Source organism: Providencia sp. AGC89 (genome assembly GCF_053543535.1).
On record NZ_JBIXLP010000018.1, the window covers coordinates 56,164 to 72,637 of the forward strand.

Annotated in this window: 14 protein-coding genes; 3 read left to right on the top strand and 11 right to left on the bottom strand. The window is 44.9% G+C overall.

Translation table 11 applies throughout. The features are described 5' to 3' along the window. The 4 genes from ACIPUA_RS05730 to ACIPUA_RS05745 all read right to left on the bottom strand — a co-directional run. On the bottom strand, window positions 1–2,094 hold a 2,094-nt coding region (locus ACIPUA_RS05730), incomplete at its 3' end, for a bifunctional salicylyl-CoA 5-hydroxylase/oxidoreductase (RefSeq protein WP_449059419.1). Continuing rightward, entirely contained in the window at window positions 2,091–2,531 is a 441-nt protein-coding gene (locus tag ACIPUA_RS05735) for an acyl-CoA thioesterase (protein WP_042848455.1), read from the bottom strand. The genes ACIPUA_RS05735 and ACIPUA_RS05730, both read right to left, overlap by 4 nt. 9 nt (window positions 2,532–2,540) lie before the next feature. Continuing rightward, a complete protein-coding gene (locus tag ACIPUA_RS05740; protein WP_048608769.1) occupies window positions 2,541–4,049 on the bottom strand; it encodes an indolepyruvate oxidoreductase subunit beta family protein in 1,509 nt (502 codons plus the stop codon). A 10-nt stretch (window positions 4,050–4,059) separates the two neighbouring features. Further along, on the bottom strand, window positions 4,060–6,258 hold the full coding sequence (locus ACIPUA_RS05745) for a thiamine pyrophosphate-dependent enzyme (RefSeq protein WP_449059420.1): 2,199 nt from the start codon (window positions 6,256–6,258) through the stop codon (window positions 4,060–4,062). Between the two features lie 756 nt (window positions 6,259–7,014). On the opposite strand from ACIPUA_RS05745, the gene ACIPUA_RS05750 reads away from it, so the two are divergent. Further along, a complete protein-coding gene (locus ACIPUA_RS05750; protein ID WP_042848460.1) occupies window positions 7,015–8,022 on the top strand; it encodes an AraC family transcriptional regulator in 1,008 nt (335 codons plus the stop codon). Between the two features lie 68 nt (window positions 8,023–8,090). On the opposite strand, the gene ACIPUA_RS05755 is transcribed toward ACIPUA_RS05750, so the two are convergent. The 7 genes from ACIPUA_RS05755 to soxR all read right to left on the bottom strand — a co-directional run bounded on the left by ACIPUA_RS05755 (window position 8,091) and on the right by soxR (window position 14,821). Then, window positions 8,091–8,984 (bottom strand): SphA family protein, encoded by an 894-nt coding sequence (locus ACIPUA_RS05755; RefSeq protein ID WP_230683895.1) that lies wholly within the window; start codon window positions 8,982–8,984, stop codon window positions 8,091–8,093. A gap of 75 nt (window positions 8,985–9,059) precedes the next feature. After that, window positions 9,060–10,673, bottom strand: a complete 1,614-nt coding sequence (locus tag ACIPUA_RS05760) for a phytoene desaturase family protein (RefSeq protein ID WP_048608773.1) — start codon at window positions 10,671–10,673, stop codon at window positions 9,060–9,062. Between the two features lie 3 nt (window positions 10,674–10,676). Next, a complete protein-coding gene (locus ACIPUA_RS05765) occupies window positions 10,677–11,459 on the bottom strand; it encodes a cyclase family protein (RefSeq protein WP_048608775.1) in 783 nt (260 codons plus the stop codon). Window positions 11,460–11,473: 14 nt separating this feature from the next. After that, on the bottom strand, window positions 11,474–12,010 hold the full coding sequence (locus ACIPUA_RS05770) for a flavin reductase family protein (RefSeq protein WP_225833164.1): 537 nt from the start codon (window positions 12,008–12,010) through the stop codon (window positions 11,474–11,476). A gap of 14 nt (window positions 12,011–12,024) precedes the next feature. After that, a complete protein-coding gene (locus tag ACIPUA_RS05775; RefSeq protein WP_048608776.1) occupies window positions 12,025–13,269 on the bottom strand; it encodes a styrene monooxygenase/indole monooxygenase family protein in 1,245 nt (414 codons plus the stop codon). Between the two features lie 35 nt (window positions 13,270–13,304). Next, window positions 13,305–14,090 carry an SDR family oxidoreductase gene (locus ACIPUA_RS05780; RefSeq protein ID WP_042848466.1) on the bottom strand — a complete coding sequence of 262 codons (786 nt, stop codon included), beginning with the start codon at window positions 14,088–14,090 and terminating at the stop codon, window positions 13,305–13,307. Window positions 14,091–14,323: 233 nt separating this feature from the next. Next, window positions 14,324–14,821: a redox-sensitive transcriptional activator SoxR gene (gene soxR, locus ACIPUA_RS05785; protein ID WP_048608778.1), complete on the bottom strand. Its 498-nt coding sequence runs from the start codon at window positions 14,819–14,821 to the stop codon at window positions 14,324–14,326. Between the two features lie 99 nt (window positions 14,822–14,920). On the opposite strand from soxR, the gene ACIPUA_RS05790 reads away from it, so the two are divergent. Next, window positions 14,921–15,349: a DoxX family protein gene (locus tag ACIPUA_RS05790; RefSeq protein WP_042848469.1), complete on the top strand. Its 429-nt coding sequence runs from the start codon at window positions 14,921–14,923 to the stop codon at window positions 15,347–15,349. A gap of 12 nt (window positions 15,350–15,361) precedes the next feature. Then, window positions 15,362–16,471 (top strand): efflux RND transporter periplasmic adaptor subunit, encoded by a 1,110-nt coding sequence (locus ACIPUA_RS05795; protein WP_048608780.1) that lies wholly within the window; start codon window positions 15,362–15,364, stop codon window positions 16,469–16,471. Window positions 16,472–16,474: the final 3 nt, after the last annotated feature.

Genomic DNA, 16,474 nt, shown 5'->3' on the forward strand with positions numbered 1-16,474 from the left:
CCCCGGGACCCCGGCTTCGTTACGAATGCGGTCAGCCATTGGTGTCTGGTACATCCGGCCATACACCGGCTGCTGTTGCGGCGAAACCTCCCCTGAAGAACAATCCACCATGTCGACTCCCACTTGTTTCATCGCACGAGCAATTTGCACCGCATCATCTACAGTGGTCCCCCCGTCTACCCAGTCGGTACTGGAAAGACGTACTGACAATGGTTTTGACCACACTTGGCGTACTGCGCTGATCACTGCCAATGGAAAACGCAGGCGATTTTCTAACACCCCGCCATACACATCGGTACGTTGGTTGGTTAATGGAGAAATAAAGCTCGACAGTAAATAACCATGACCAGCTTGTAATTCAAGCCAATCAAACCCTGCTGCCTCAGCACGCTTGGCAGCGGCGACAAATTGGTTAGTTATTATTGCCATTTGTGCTTCAGTAAGTTCTGCCGGTGTTTGTGAAATATTGGGTAAATACGGTAGAGCAGAAGCAGAAACTAGTGGCCAGTTCCCTTCTTTCAGTGGGTGATTTTCATTTTCCCAACCACGCTGAGTTGACCCTCGACGCCCTGCATGACCCAATTGAATACCAATTTTGGCACTGGTATTTTGATGTATAAAAGTCGTTATGCGCTGCCATGCCGAGACTTGCTCGTCATTCCATAACCCAGCACACCCCTCAGTGACACGTGCATCTGGGGCGATAGCCGTCATTTCTGCCATGACTAACCCTATTCCTCCTAACGCACGGCTCCCTAGGTGTACCAAATGGAAGTCTTCAACCACGCCTTGATTGGCGCTGTATAATAAGGTCGGTGAAGCCACCACACGGTTACTCAAGGTAACCCCACGTAACTGATAAGGTGTCAGCATTGGCGGTATATTGACTGGCGGTGTGACACCCGCTTGCGCGGCGAACCACTGTTCGTATTTTTCCAGCCAAGGAGTATCACGAACACGCAGATTTTCATGGGAAATACGTTGAGAGCGCGTTAACAAAGAATAAGCAAACTGCTCGGGAGCAAGGTTTTCATAGCGGCTAACATTTTCGAACCACTCGGTGGAATTACGCGCCGCATTCTGAATTTTCAGGACTTCCACGCTACGTACTTGCTGATAATGTGCTAGCCCATTGCGTAAATCACCTTTTGCAGTTTTCAGGCTTTCACACAGCTCAATCGCATCTTCTAAGGCTAATTTGGTGCCTGAACCGATAGAAAAGTGCGCAGTGTGAGCCGCATCCCCCATTAACACGATAGGTACATCTTTCCCTGATGTTGGTTGAGTCCAGTGTACCCAGTTATCACAAATGACCCGAGGGAAACGGATCCAAATTGCTGCGCCACGTAAATGCGCAGCATTAGCCATCAATTTTTCCCCTTCAAGCCATGGAGCAAACAAGTTTTCACAGTAGGTAATCCCATCTTCTTGCGACATCTGGTCAATACCTGCTTTTAGCCAAGTTTCTTCTGTCGTTTCAACGATAAAGGTTGATAACCCCTCTTGAAATTGATAGGCATGAACTTGGAACCAACCGTGTTCATTTTCGGCGAATAGGAAGGTAAATGCATCGAAAATCTTTTTAGTACCTAACCAAACAAAACGGCAACGACGCGGGTCAATATCTGGTTTAAATACCTCTTCATAACGCGTACGTACCGCGCTGTTAATACCATCGGACGCAATGACTAAATCGGCTTGGTACTGACGGGCGATGTCTTGATCGTCCGTGACTTGAGTTTCGAATACTAGCTCGACACCTAGTTCAAGGCAGCGGTCTTGCAAGATATTGAGTAATTTTTTACGCCCTATACCAATAAAGCCATGCCCCCCACTGCGGTGGCAAGTCCCTTTGAAATGCACATCAATGTCATCCCAGTGACTGAATTCCGCAGCAATGGTCTCTGCCGACTCAGGGTCTGCACGGCGTAAGTTATGCAGTGTTGCATCTGAAAATACGACCCCCCACCCAAAAGTGTCATATGGCCGATTGCGTTCCACTACCACAACCCGATTTTGAGGATTTTGCCGTTTCATCAGTAACCCAAAGTATAAGCCTGCAGGCCCACCACCAATACATACAATATTCATCATATTTCCCCTTTTGCGCTTACGGGTTGTTGAGCAGTTAACGCCTGATACAGAATGTCGGGTATAGGAATAGCTTGATGTGTCACTAGCGAGGTGGTGACATAAGTTTGTGTCACTTGCATGCGTAATTCCCCCTCTCTCCCTATGCAGCGCTGACGTAAGGTCAAAGATTTGCTACCAATACGTTCGACATGAAGCTCTAGCATCACTTCATCCCCCATACGGCTAATCGCGGTAAACTCAGCGTCTAAGTGCACGGTCGGCAACCCAAACCGTTGTTCAAGGATATAACCGGCAAACCCTTGAGGAATGAGTTCATCAAACCAGTGTTCAAGTAGGTTGTTAAACATCACAAAATACTGGGGATAAAAAACGATCCCAGCAGGGTCACACTGCGAAAAATGAATTTTATGTGGTCTAGAAAATTTCAGTAAGCTCATGATTTACCCTTAATTTATAGCCAGCCGTTGGCGACATTTTTCTAATTCTTTTCCATGTTCATCAGCCAATGCAGCTTCACGCAGTTCCCGCAAATTAATTGGCGCTAACTTGCTACCCTGCTGGGCAACGATATCCATTAATATTTGGAAATTACGCAACCCTCGAGCATGTGTATCGCTATACCCCTTAACCACACGCTGGCACTGCGTAATTTCTGCAGCTAGTGCAGGGTTGGTTTGTGCAGCCTGAGCCACTAGCTCTAGCCACTTTTCAATCCGTTGTGTTTCAAGTTGATAACGTAACGTCGAACGCCGTCCTTTTCGCCAAGCAGCTAATAGATACAACTGTAAAAAACCAAAGAAAGAACTGGTAGTGATGGTGCGCCCTTTTTCTGTCACTTTGCGAAGCGCTTTGTGTAACCAATGTGGACGCATTAACCAGCGACCTAAATTTTTGGGAAGCGTTTCGCAGATTTCTTCAATGCGTGGATGCATAAATTCATTGATATTCAATAATTGGTTATCTTTTGCCTGTACTTCATCGCGTACTCGCGCAAATCGGCTATCACGGATTTTCAGGTCAGCCACACGGATGGTGTCCTCATAAGACATCCAAAGGGCCAAATGGCGTGCAAGTGCCCGCTGTAACCGCTCATCTTGGCCACCATTTTGCGCAAACAGGTTATTAAGGCGATTCAAGTACAACGTGGCATAAGCAGGGTCTTGGTAATCAATAAGCCGACGGATGCCTTCGGTGACCAGATAATGCACATGAGGAGAAAATTCATTTTCGACACGCGCTAGTAACGCTGAAACTTGCTTGTTTTTAGGTGTATGTATCACGTTTTGTGCTGATGGCGCTTGGTAAGGCTCTTCCGGGTGTACTGACTTTTCGGCACCTAATGCGAAAGCACGCAAGCTTGGTTTTACACCGACGCCACCACGAACAATCGTTTCCTCAAATTGCGTGCGGCTAAAGGGTAAGACCCCTGAACCAAACAACGCACCAAATAGAACCGCGCTGATGACACTGCCTGTATCCTGTGCCGCTTGTGACATATCAAAATGAATAAACTGGCGGGCAGATGAACTTGCGTGACGAATAAGTGCTTGGCTATCGACGCGCCCATCTCCCATCGCTGACTTTTCAGCAATTGAGTAAACACGGTGTGTCGAGCTGATTAAGGTCGTCCGTTCTGGTGTAACAAAACCCCGTTGAACTGCTCTGCCCGCTTCCATTAACTCAGAAGCCAGTACTACATCAACATCACCCGGCATAGGCATCAGGGCTAAAACTGGGCGTGGCGTTTGTAAGTTATCTGCGCCAGGAAATAACTCGACATAATAAATCGTCGCTCCCGTACGCTGGGCAACACCAGGTACTGAAGTTGTTTGCGCAAAATAACCATTTTCTTCGCCTAGATTGACTATCCAATCCGCAAGAACTCCGCCACCTTCACCACCCATCGCTAAAATCGCTATTTTGATGGGCTGCAATGCTATTGAGGATGAAAGCATTTATTCCCCCTTAAAAACTGAATTGTTCACGACGACGCGAATCACGACGTTGTAAATAACCAATAAACCAACCACGAATACGGTGGCATAGCTTGTCCCAGCCAGTTGGATTAGTGATAATCTGGGCTTTAAAAAATGAAGGGCATAAAACAGCGGCATGAGAAACCTCACCGCATAAGCCGCAGCCCACACAGCTATCCATTACTGTTGCAACTGGGTCAGTTCTCAATGGGTCTTGGTTGGGCTTGATGGATAAAGATGGGCACCCTGATAAACGAATACAGGAGTGATCTCCCGTACATGTATCAGGGTCGATACCGAAACGTTCACGCACGACTCGTTTACCCGCAGCAACATCAGTACGAACCTTTTTCTTTTCACGTCGCTGTTTATTCAACATACATTCGCTTTGTGCAATGAGAACTTTTGGCCCTTTCTCATCAGTAGTTAAAGCTTCACGTAATGTGTTAGTCATGGTTTTCAGGTCATAAGTGTGTTTAATGGTTTTAACCCAATTCACACCGACCCCTTTCACGGCCTTTTCGATTTCATGGCCCGTGCTACGCGTTGGGTTTAAAGCGGTTGATGAAAGAATATCTTGTCCACCCGTTGCTGATGTATAGCTGTTATCAACAACAATGGTTAAATTATCACTACGATTAAACACGCTATTCGCAATACCACTGGTTAAGCCGTTATGCCAAAAGCCGCCATCCCCCATAACTGAAATAGCGCGCTTCCCTGCTTTTGCATTCAAGGCCGCAGCACCCGCACCTCCCAGCCCATATCCCATGGTGGTATTACCTAAATTAAAAGGAGGCAGTATGGAAAATAAATGGCAACCAATATCTGCACTGACATGGTGTTCACCCAATTCACGTTCAACCAGTTTCATCGCAGTAAAAATAGGCCTTTCTGGGCAGCCAGTACAAAAACCGGGTGGGCGTGCATGTACCGAGCTATCTAATGTTGGCTCTGCTGCATTCACATATTCAGGTAGAGGGTCATCAAGCTGTTGAGTGGTAATGTTAATGGTTGGAATACGGATTTGCTTTGCAGCGGCTTTAACTTGAGGCTCAATTTTTCCGTAATGTTCAAGGAAAGAACGCAAGCCAGCAAGCACAGTCGCTGTATTGTATTCACCTGCCATCGGCAACATATCCTTGCCATGTAATTCAATATCAATATTTCGTTGGCGTAGGATATTTGCTACGTTTTGCTCTACAAAGTTCGGTTGCCCTTCCTCTAGAATAAGAATGGCCTTTTTATTGCGGCAAAAACGCTCAAATTCATCATCAATTAGAGGATAGGCCACATTCATCACGTATAACGGTATTTGGCTGTTACCAAAAACATCCGCTAATCCAATTTGGTTTAAAGCGCGGATCAACGTGTTATAGCACCCCCCTTGTAATGCAATGCCCACATCTTCTGCGTCTTCAGCAAAAAATTCATTCAGCTCACGCTGTTGGATAAATTTAATTGCAGCAGGCCAACGTGCTTCAATTTTTTCTTTTTCGTGCAAGAAACTTGCTGGCGGCAAAACAATACGGCTAACGTCTCTTGTCGGGTTTTCGAGGGCATCTTTTACGGTAAATTTAGGGTGTTGATTATCAGAGCAAATGAATTGCCCATGAACATGGCAAGAGCGAATACGCATCTGTAACATGACAGGCGTATTACTCGCTTCAGAAAGATCAAACCCATCTTTTACCGCTTGAACAATAGATGGCAAATTAGGACGAGGGTCAAGTAACCACATCTGAGACTTCATCGCGAAAGCATGGCTACGCTCTTGCATAATAGACGAACCTTCGCCGTAATCTTCCCCAACAATGATCAGTGCCCCACCCAGTACCCCGCCAGAGGCTAGGTTTGCTAGAGCATCAGAAGCGACGTTAGTACCCACAGTTGCTTTAAAAGTTACTGCTCCGCGAAGAGGATAGTTCACGGAAGCCGCGAGGGTTGCGGCCGCCGTTGCTTCACTGGCACTGTTTTCAAAACGTATTCCATACTCAGATAAAATATCTTGTGCGTCAGCAAGTACATCCATTAAGTGTGAAATAGGCGCACCTTGGTAGCCAGCAACATAAGAAACACCTGATTCCAATAGTGCTTTTGTGACAGCAAGAATGCCTTCACCACTAAACGTTTCCCCTTGCCCTTGTCGTAATTTTTCAACTTCTTGTATAAACGATCGCTCAGCCATTTTTACCTCACCCGTAAACGTCAGAACGTTTTTATCTTTTTTGTGTTTCTTTCTTGTATCCTTTTTGTTAATGAAAGGTCAATCCATGATTAATCATGGATATTAGATTTATGCAGAGAGTGGATAAGGCTTGCAGATAGGGGACAAATCGCCAATGAAAACAACTAGAAAATACTCTTTTTCAGCAAAATAACTGAAAAGAATTAACCTCAAAAAATAAATTAATGATGCAACAAATAATATAATTGCAGTAAATAACCCCTATAAAAATAAAGGTATTAGCTATTTGATTCAACATAACAAAACTAACTAGATAATTAAATTGATAAATTCACTAATCGATAGATAAATAGAAACAACAACATGATAAATCATGAATAATTAGCTAATTAAATTATTAAAATAACGTTATATTTTATATTGTTAGCACCATCACAATAACCACATAGTTTCTATTTTTTTGCATTTTTTGGATAGTTTCTGCACGTTTTTAGCTAGGTAAGGAAAACTGTTTATGCTATGTTCAATTTACATTTGGTTAAAAAATAATTAATGAGATGTTAATTAAAAACGGAATATAACTGCTTTTATCCTGAATAGTGGATCACTCTTCTCTTAAAAAGAAGTGTCACATCATTAATCGTATACAATAACCATTTGAATTAATTTATAAAAAATATAAAAAATGATAACAATGCAGCTAAAGATTGACCAAATATGAAATAAAGCTGAAAAATAATTTTGGAGGTACCTCCGATGTTGAGCAACTCGTGGCCCCATTCACCTGCACCTCAGATTGAAAATCAGCTCTGTTCTTCCGAGCGCTTATTGTTTACATCCGCAGATCCCGAGGAGATCAAGTCCATGGTTGGTCGGGTGATGAAGCCCCATCAGTTTCATTTACTCAACCCACATCAACGCCTTGATGCCCGTATGCATTATATTCCCATGGGGGATATTTCGCTGAGCCGTCTACGATATGGCGCTGATGTTACTATTGCTCCAGGGCAACTGCAGGACTTTTTCCTAGTACAAATGCCGTTGTCTGGCAGTGCGACCATTGAAAGTGGCGGAAAATGTATAGAGTCCACACCACAAATGGCATCGTTACTTAGCCCAGAAGAATCAACAACCATGCGTTGGAATAGCGATAACGATCAGTTTATGTTGCGTATTTCTCGCTCCTTACTAGAACGGTCTTTAGTTGGCCAGCTAGGACACACTTTAGATAAACCATTAGTTTTTCAGTTGGGTTTTGCATGGCAATCCTGTATTGCATGGCGCACCTTAATGAATTACTTAATTGAATGTGCTACACGTACACCGGATCTACTACAACATAAGTTGATCACCACACAAGTTGAGCAATTGGTTTCTGTCACTCTTCTCTCCACCCAAGGCCATAACTATACTGAAGATTCTGGAATGCGCAGAGCCACAATCCGTCCTCGCCATGTCAGGCGTGTGCAGGAATACTTAGAAGCTCATGCCCATGAACCTATTACAGTTGAGCAACTAGCCCACATTGCGGGAGTCAGTTTACGTAGCTTATATGCCGGCTTTAAAGAGTTTTTAGATATTAGCCCAATGCAATATCTACGCGATTTACGAATGGAACGGGTAAGAGCCGAACTGCTTTCTGGGGAAGCGACCAGTGTCACGGGAGTCGCATTACGTTGGGGATTTGCTCATATGGGACGTTTTAGTGCGGAATATAAACAACGATATGGTGAAACGCCGAGCCAAAGTCTGAAAAAAGCCTAAATGATGTCTTACACAAAGCCCTACATCGCTATTTTAACACGGTGTAGGGCTTTAATTTATTATACTCGTTAGAATGGAATGGCCGCTTTTAAATAAATTTGCGATCCTTCTGGGCGGTTTCTCACTTCAAAATCTTTTTCCCATTTAGCCGTAAATAACCAGCCTTGAGGGTTGGCATAACGAATGGATGGCCCTATCGAATAGGCTCGGGCTTTTCCTTGTGCTGAATTTGGCCCACTATCATTTGTTGTTTGCATAAAAGCATACCCGCCAATCCCTGCAACCCAACCATTTCCAAAGCCCCAGCCTAAGCCATAATCAGCATGAAATGCTTGGCCTGAACGTGTTTTTGTATCGTTATTACGGAAGTTAAAATCATACATCATTTTTAAATCGGCATTCACACCAATTGGGGGAATATAACTTATTGCCCAGACAGGCTGTAATGCCCAGTAATTTTTCCCCAGACTTGATGGGTCAGTTTTACTGTATTTCCCTGTTGGGGCGTAGGCATCTAACCCCACCACATAGTGTAAATCTGCCGATGGATGAAAACCTAAGGCTGGTCCAAATGTCACATCGCCAAGGCCACGGCTGTTGTCTTTCTGACCTGCTGCCTTTGCGGTAACATCCAATAATGGCACAATCGTATGGAAAGCTAAGTCACCACCAAACACTTTTTGGTCTGTCACCCAAATCAGCCTTGGCGCTAATACATTCACATTTACACTAAAACCAGGCACAGGGATTTTATCCCCTTTGTTATCGCGAATACTGTCATAATGCGCATTTCCACCATACATCAGTACATGGACACCTTGTGGTGGTAGCGCCCCTGACATAAAGTTTTCGAGACCATCGGGATAAACACCTAATCCACCACCTTCGGTAGCGACCGCACCAAATGAAAGAATACTGAGACACGAACCTGCAACAAGCCTACTGATTATTTTTGTTTTCATCATATTTCCTGCCATAGTGGGTTGTCTTACTGTGTGTGCTTTGCCTGCGATAGTACAAATCCATTGCTGATTTATTTATGTCCTACGTTTGACTGCCAATTTTTGTGCAACAAGGTAACCAGAGCCACCACCAAGCCCGGGGCCGGGATGTGTTGATGCGCCAATATGAAAGAGATTTTTTACTGCTGTTTGATGTGCTTTTGTTTGCCCCGTCGCCGCAAAAGGGCGTAACCAAAAGAATTGGTCTGGTGAGCAAGTCCCTGAGTAAGGATCTCCGCCGACGAGATTGCAGTTATAGCGTTCAAGATCAGCTGGAGAAATCGCTTTACGGCCGACAATCAGTGAAGAGAACCCCGGCATAACTTGTTCTAAACGCTGCTGTATCCGATCAGCTACTGCTTCACGCACTTGCTCATTCCACTTTCCATCTTCTGGAATTGAAATTTCACCAGCACTATCACCTTTTAAGGTGCGAGGAAGCTCCTGCATTTGAACCCATAAAATCCACCCTCCATCGGGGGCCCTGCTTGGGTCAAGCGCTGTCGGCTGACCAATACCAAACGTCGGTTTATCAGGTAAGTAACCGTTATTCGCTTGGGCCACAGACAAACAAACCTGTTCCATACTTTCCGTAAAATGAACCAAAGGAACATGAAGAAGCTCAGGGTTACACCAAGGAGGAGGAGCACTCAGTGCAAAATGGATTTGCATCCCCGCACGCCCATAACGATAACCGTTTGACCTTTGCTTTATTTGTGGGGAAGCATTATCAAGCAATACGCCATATAACTGAGTCGGGGTAACGTTGCATATCACGCTCTCTGAAGCGCTAATGTCCTGCCCATTAGCCCTAACCCCTGTTGCTCGGCTATTCTTCCCAAGGCCTTGAGTAATAATTTTTTCAACGTGCATCCCTGTTTTGAGCTGCCCACCATGGGCTTCGATAACCTTCGAAAACGCCTCAACAATGCGCTCGCTCCCACCTTTTACAACAGGCATACCACCAGCAACTACCGCTGCAAATGTGAGTTTCCCAATTAGCGCAGAACTCGCTTCATCAGGCCCTAACCCTGTATGTAATACCCAAGGCGCCATTAAAGCTCGGCTAAAATCATGTTGTAGCTCACGCTCAGACCAACGGCGAAAGCTTTCTATTCCAGACTTAGCAAAATCCAATAACCCATCTACACCTCGTTTGCGCCATTGCGAAAATAATAATTTCAACATACCCGCACTGTATGGGTTTTGACCTAATAAACCAAATGTCAGTGCTGCGTCTTGGTTAAATAGCGTCTCTGCCATTTTACGAAATGCCGTACCGTCTCCCGGTGCTAAACTATCAAGTTGCTTTGCTGCTTCAGCAATATCGCGCTTTAATGCAACAGACTGACCATCTGGCTGAACTAACCCTGTCGAATAATCACATTGGCAAAACTCTAAACCATATTTTTTTAAATAAGGTTCGAGTTCCTGATAACCGGGACTGCCTACGAATAACGAATACCAGCAAGACAGTAAGTCGTGGGTATACCCCTCAAATAAATTTTCAGTACGAATGCAGCCCCCTAAGCGGTCATTACGCTCTAGAACCAGTACTGATTTACCGCGTACCGCCAATAAAGCGGCACACATTAATGAGTTCATCCCGCTGCCAACAACAATGACTTGAGGGTGAGAGTGTGTTGTCATAAATCACCCCACCAGCGCTAGTACACGTAATGGGCTACCTGAGCCCCCTTCAATTTTTAAAGGAGCGGCAACAATGACGACGCCAGTTGCAGGTAATTTATCGAGGTTTTTTAAACATTGCAGGCCATATTTATTGCTGCCATGCATCAATGTGTGACAGGGATATGCAATTGGCCAACGATAAGATTGCCCTGCATCAGTATTAATAGTCTCAACACCAAACCCTTTAACATCACGCTCATGAATCAACCACTCAACCGCTTCTTGCGATGGTCCGGGTGTGTGTGCACCATCTTCGTGCATATTTACATATTCCACAGGGTTATCGGCCTTTTTTGACCAATCCGTCCGAAATAATACCCATGCCCCTTTTGGGATTTTGCCGTGTTTGTGTTCCCATTGTTGTAGAAAATCTACCGTCAGTACCCAATCTGCATTGTTAGCCACTTCTTGGCTGGCATCGACCACAACCGCTGGTGCCACAAAATTTTCGACAGGGATCGTATCTACGGTATTATTGGCTTGGTCTTTGCCGCTTATCCAATGAATTGGTGCATCAAAATGGGTTCCTGTATGTTCCCCACAACTAAAATTATTCCAATACCACCCAGGGCCGTTATCATCGTAGCGGGAAATTTGTTCCATACTAAATGACCATACTTGCCCAAATTGTTCGGGTAACTGCAAGGCAGGAAACGATGGGGATAATGTCTGCGTCAAGTCAACAACGCGAATATTGCCCTGTTGCAATTCTTTTACGAATGTCATCAATGCTGGCTGGTTCATAATCTCTCCTACACCTAAAGGGCTTCATGTAAAGCGGTAAACGTGCCACCATGGAAAACCAGCGGCTTACCTGTCTCACTGCTAATCCGCCGAACATGTCCCACCATTAATAGGTGATCACCGATATGGTCTTGTTTATGATTTTCGCAAACTAAGGTGGCTATCGCGCCATGTAGCGCGGGGACACCTTCTGGCGTTACATGGGTCGCCACATCTGCAAATTTATTTTCGATGCGTGGGTTAGCAAAACGCATGGCCAGTTCTTGGTGCTCTTTACCTAAAATATTGATAGTGAAATGACGGCAATCACGAAACACAGATAAATTTGGTGAATGGTTAACTAGGCTCCATAACACCAATGGTGGGTCGAGTGATAACGATGCAAATGAGTTAATTGTTAACCCAACGTCACGGCCATCCGCTGCACGTGTGATCACAACCGCGACCCCTGTTGGATAACAACCGAGTAAATTGCGCAAGGCTTTAGGTTCAAATTCGGTATGGCCCCATTCCCTATCACACATGAATGTATCCTCTGCAATCATAGACATATTGGACTCCCCTTTTAGGCTCGAGCTTCTTCCATCATTTGTGATTGGATGTAAGCCTCGCAAGCTGCCCCATCTTTCCACCAAGGAAATAAGACTGGTGGGTAGTTGAATGCATTAGCGATAGTATGTGAGAGAGATGGCAACTGTTGAGCGGCATCCAAGAGATGTAAAATATGCGGTTCAGGAGGAGCCAATAAAGAGTTTGTCCACTCAACAACATAGCGACCATATTTCCAGAATTGTTCGAAAGTGTCGTTCATCCACTGGGCGGTATAAGGTTTATCTCCATGCGCTAAGATAGCGTCATAGTAAACTTTGCTGGCTTTCGTCGCATTGTTTGAACCTTGCCCTGTCAACGGGTCATTGGTGACTAGCGCATCACCTAAGCCGAACACAATTTTACCTGATGGCAGCGTTAACACGGGCTTACGCACTGTCGGCGCAAATCGTCCCGCTAGAATACCGTTATCATCCGTTAGCTCAATGTTATGGCAGCGCTCCCCTTCCCATGGTAAATAGGTGTTAAGGATCTTTTTACTGTAAGCCAAATGTTCTTGAGGAGTACGCGCCTCGTTCCATTGGTCCATTGGCCCACCGGGGACCCCTTCAAAGACCATAATGTGGCAATCACCGCTGTTCGTCAGAGAAGGGAATACGAAATATTCACCAACTCCAGGGATCAAGTTAAATGAAACTTGTGAATATTCAGGGGTTGGTAACATGCCGTGGACATAGGTCAATGCCAAAGCTCGCTGAGGTTTATCATACGGCGAACGGGTTTCATCACGCTCAAGGAGCTTGACTATTTCACCTTTGCCCCCTGCTAATATTACTAAATCATGGGTTTCCGCTAGGCGTTCGAGCTCTGCAATACCCACATCTTCAATACGTAAATTACCGCCACGAGCCGCAAATAGCTCCATCCAATATGGCATTTTGATACGCTGATCAACGGCTTGCGCATAGTTATCTAAGCGAGACCGCCATGTGATGGCTTTTTCACCCGCTTTTTCTGGATGTGGAACCGTAAAACCAATACCTTCAACGGGTGGGCAATCTTCTTCCCAAAAATTTAGCCCTAAATCACGCTCAAATTGTAGTGAAATATCGAACATGCACTGGCTCGACATCACACGGCCTTTTTTCACATCATCTGGCGTACGGTTTGTTGCAACTGTGACTTCATAGCCTTTATCGAGCAAGCCTAAAGCTAATGGCATACCCGCTTGACCACCACCTACGATAGCAATACGACGCATAGTATTTTCCTCTGCAAAGTCTTTAATATGGTGTCTTATTCAGCAAGACGGGGAATTGCGGGTTTAGCCTGTTCGGGTCCCATAGCCGAGTAACCGCCATCAACGGCGTAATCTGCGCCAGTGACAAAGCTCGCTAGGTCAGAAAGAAGGAACGCGACAACTTGAGCAACTTCTTCAGGGTCGCCAACGCGTTTTAATAAGTGATAATCCGCAGCTACGCGGTCTGTTTTTTGCCGGTTGCCCCCCGTTATTTCATCCATGACACGAGACCAAGTCCAACCCGGTGACACAGAGTTCACACGGACCCCGTCCTGCGCATAATCCATCGCTTGGCTACGAGTGACCTCTAACATAGTGGCTTTAGATGCGGGATATAACCAACGACCAGTTTGCGCAACGCTAGAAGAGATACTGGTGAAATTAACTATCGCCCCTTTACCCGACTTCGCTAAATGAGGTTTGGCAAACTGAGCCGCCATGACGGCACTGACAACATTAATATTTAAGGCAGTTAGCCAATCTTGCCTTGTGGATGACTGGCCTTCATCAAGATAAGTGGCGGCCAGATTAACTAAAAAATCGAGTTGACCATATTTTTGCGCAACACGGTCAATTCCCTGCTTAAGCTGCTGATCATCGGTAATATCTACTGGAAGAAAATCAATATTCGGCTCATTTTGAACAACTTTTTCACCATTCACTGCATCAATATCAAAAATAGTGACCGTCACGCCGTAATCGCTCAATATTTTCGCCACGGTTGCACCAATTTTGGTCGCACCTCCGGTAACGATGGCAATTTTACTATTTAAACCTCTCATCTTCGGCATCCTCTTTTTTACTCTCATTTAATTACAATGATTTCACAAAAAATTAACATGACGAATAATTACGCAAAAATAGCCAAAAGCTGTAGCCGATGGACGCAAAAATTATCCATTCAGTGCGGCAATTTAAATAATAATGTGTTGATATACCTAAACAAATAGCCACTTTTTGCAGTGGCTATCCAAATGGTGAGAAATGTGATGGGATGCAGGTAAGGGGAAATGACTTATGGGCGTTCCAAAATTCGTGCGCCGGGGCCTCTTTTTCCCAATACATCATCAGGGTTGCGAAGCGGGCAATCACTCAGTGATAAACAACCACAGCCAATACAATTATCTAATTCATTGCGCAAACGAGTTAACTGCCTGATCCGCTTATCTAAAGAAGAGCGCCACTGGGTGGACATTTCTTTCCATTGTTCCGATGTGAGTGAACTATTCGCAGGAAAACGCCCCAAAGCTTCTTGAATTTCATGTAGTGGTATCCCCGTACTTTGCGCAACTTTAATGATGGCAATATAACGCAGAACCACAGAGTGAAAACGTCGTTGATTTCCTTGCGTGCGTGTACTTTGGATCAACCCTTTTGACTCGTAAAAATGAACTGTCGACACCGCCACACCAGCACGTTTAGCTACCTCACCAACGGTTAATGCCCTTGTAAAATCTATTTTTTTTCCACTTTCTTTGCGTGGTTTTATCGCTTTCGTGTCTTTCTCTGTCATTTTTGCGTCCCTTAGCTTGACCTCAACTTAACTTAAGGTTTTATAGTACCACCCTGCAAGTTTGTCAATTGACATTATTTTTTTAAAGGGGATAGGTTTATGCCATCGGTGATCACCAAATTGTTAGAAAGCAACAGCTTATGGATTATTGCTCGTTTGCTGATCTTGGTTTTATTTATTTCATCTGGTTTAGCCAAAGTTTTTGATTATGAGAATAGCCTTGCCGAAATGCGTGCTGCCGGTCTGCACCCGGATTGGTTTTTCAATATCGCATCTGCTTTTGTCATGTTAGCCGCTTCCGTTCTGGTGCTTTTCAACCGCCTTTTATGGCTTGGAACTGGTGCTCTAGCCGTATTTTTGTTTCTCACTATTGTGATTGTTCATACCTTTTGGAGCTATACAGGGGAAGAAGCCAAAATCGCTATGTTTTGGGCGATTGAGCATATTTCAGTCATCGGTGGCTTAATCGCTGTCGCTATTGCAGGGCATTTTCGAGGTCTTTATTTCGCGTTAAAAACGCAGAAATAGAAGGAAAATCTAATGAATAAAAAAACAATAATCATACTGTGTTCAATTTTAATTACTGCAGGAGGCGGTAGTGCTATCTATTCTACCTATGCACAAAATGAAGATAATAAACAAGCTGCTTACCAGTACCCTCCCGTTAAAGTCGCGTTAGCCCCAGTCAGTTTAAACACGGCTCCACGAACTTTCTACGGAGTAGGTGAACTTGAAGCAGGAAGCCAAGTGCTAGTGGCAGCTGAAACCAGTGGCCGCATAACTAAAATTGCTTTTGGATCTGGTCAGCAAGTCAAAAAAGGCCAGCTATTAGTGCAACTCAATGATGCGGTTGAGCAAGCCGATTTATCGCGTTATCAAGCACAGTTGCGTAATGCTGCTCGTTTATACGAAAGAACCCGTTCCCTCGCAACACAGCATTTAGTCGCAGAAGCTCAAGTTGATAGTACACGGGCGGAACGCGATATCGCTCAAGGTTTGATCCGTCAAACCCAAGCTCTGATTGCGCAAAAAACCATCGTCGCACCTTTCGATGGCACAATAGGTATTCGCCAAGTACACGAAGGGCAATATTTGAGTCCCGGAGAAACTGTCGCTAGCCTTGTCAATACGAAAACATTAAAGCTCAATTTTTCATTAGATGAGCAGGCATCCCCCGAACTCCATCTGGGGCAGATTGTCGATATTACTGTCGATGCCTACCCAAATAAAACATTCCCAGCTCGGATCACTGCCATTGACCCATTAATCGGCAAATCTCGCACTATTGCCTTACAAGCAACATTAGACAATAGCGATGGGACACTGAAAGCTGGCATGTACGCCAATGTCAATGTGGTGCGCCAAGTCAGCAATCAAGTCCTCACCATCCCAGAAACTGCGGTTACTTATACTGCCTATGGCGATACCGTATTCATTACGCAAGGCGAAGGCAGCGCCATGACAGTTAAACGCGTTTCGGTGAAAACGGGGCAACGTTGGGATGGAAAAATAGAAATAGAGCAAGGGTTAACTGCCGACGATAAAGTCGTGACTTCAGGGCAATTACGCTTAAACGATGGTTCTGCGGTGACACCTGTCGCACAAGACACCTTGTCTGAACCAATGACTCCGACCGTTCAAGGTTCTTAAGGA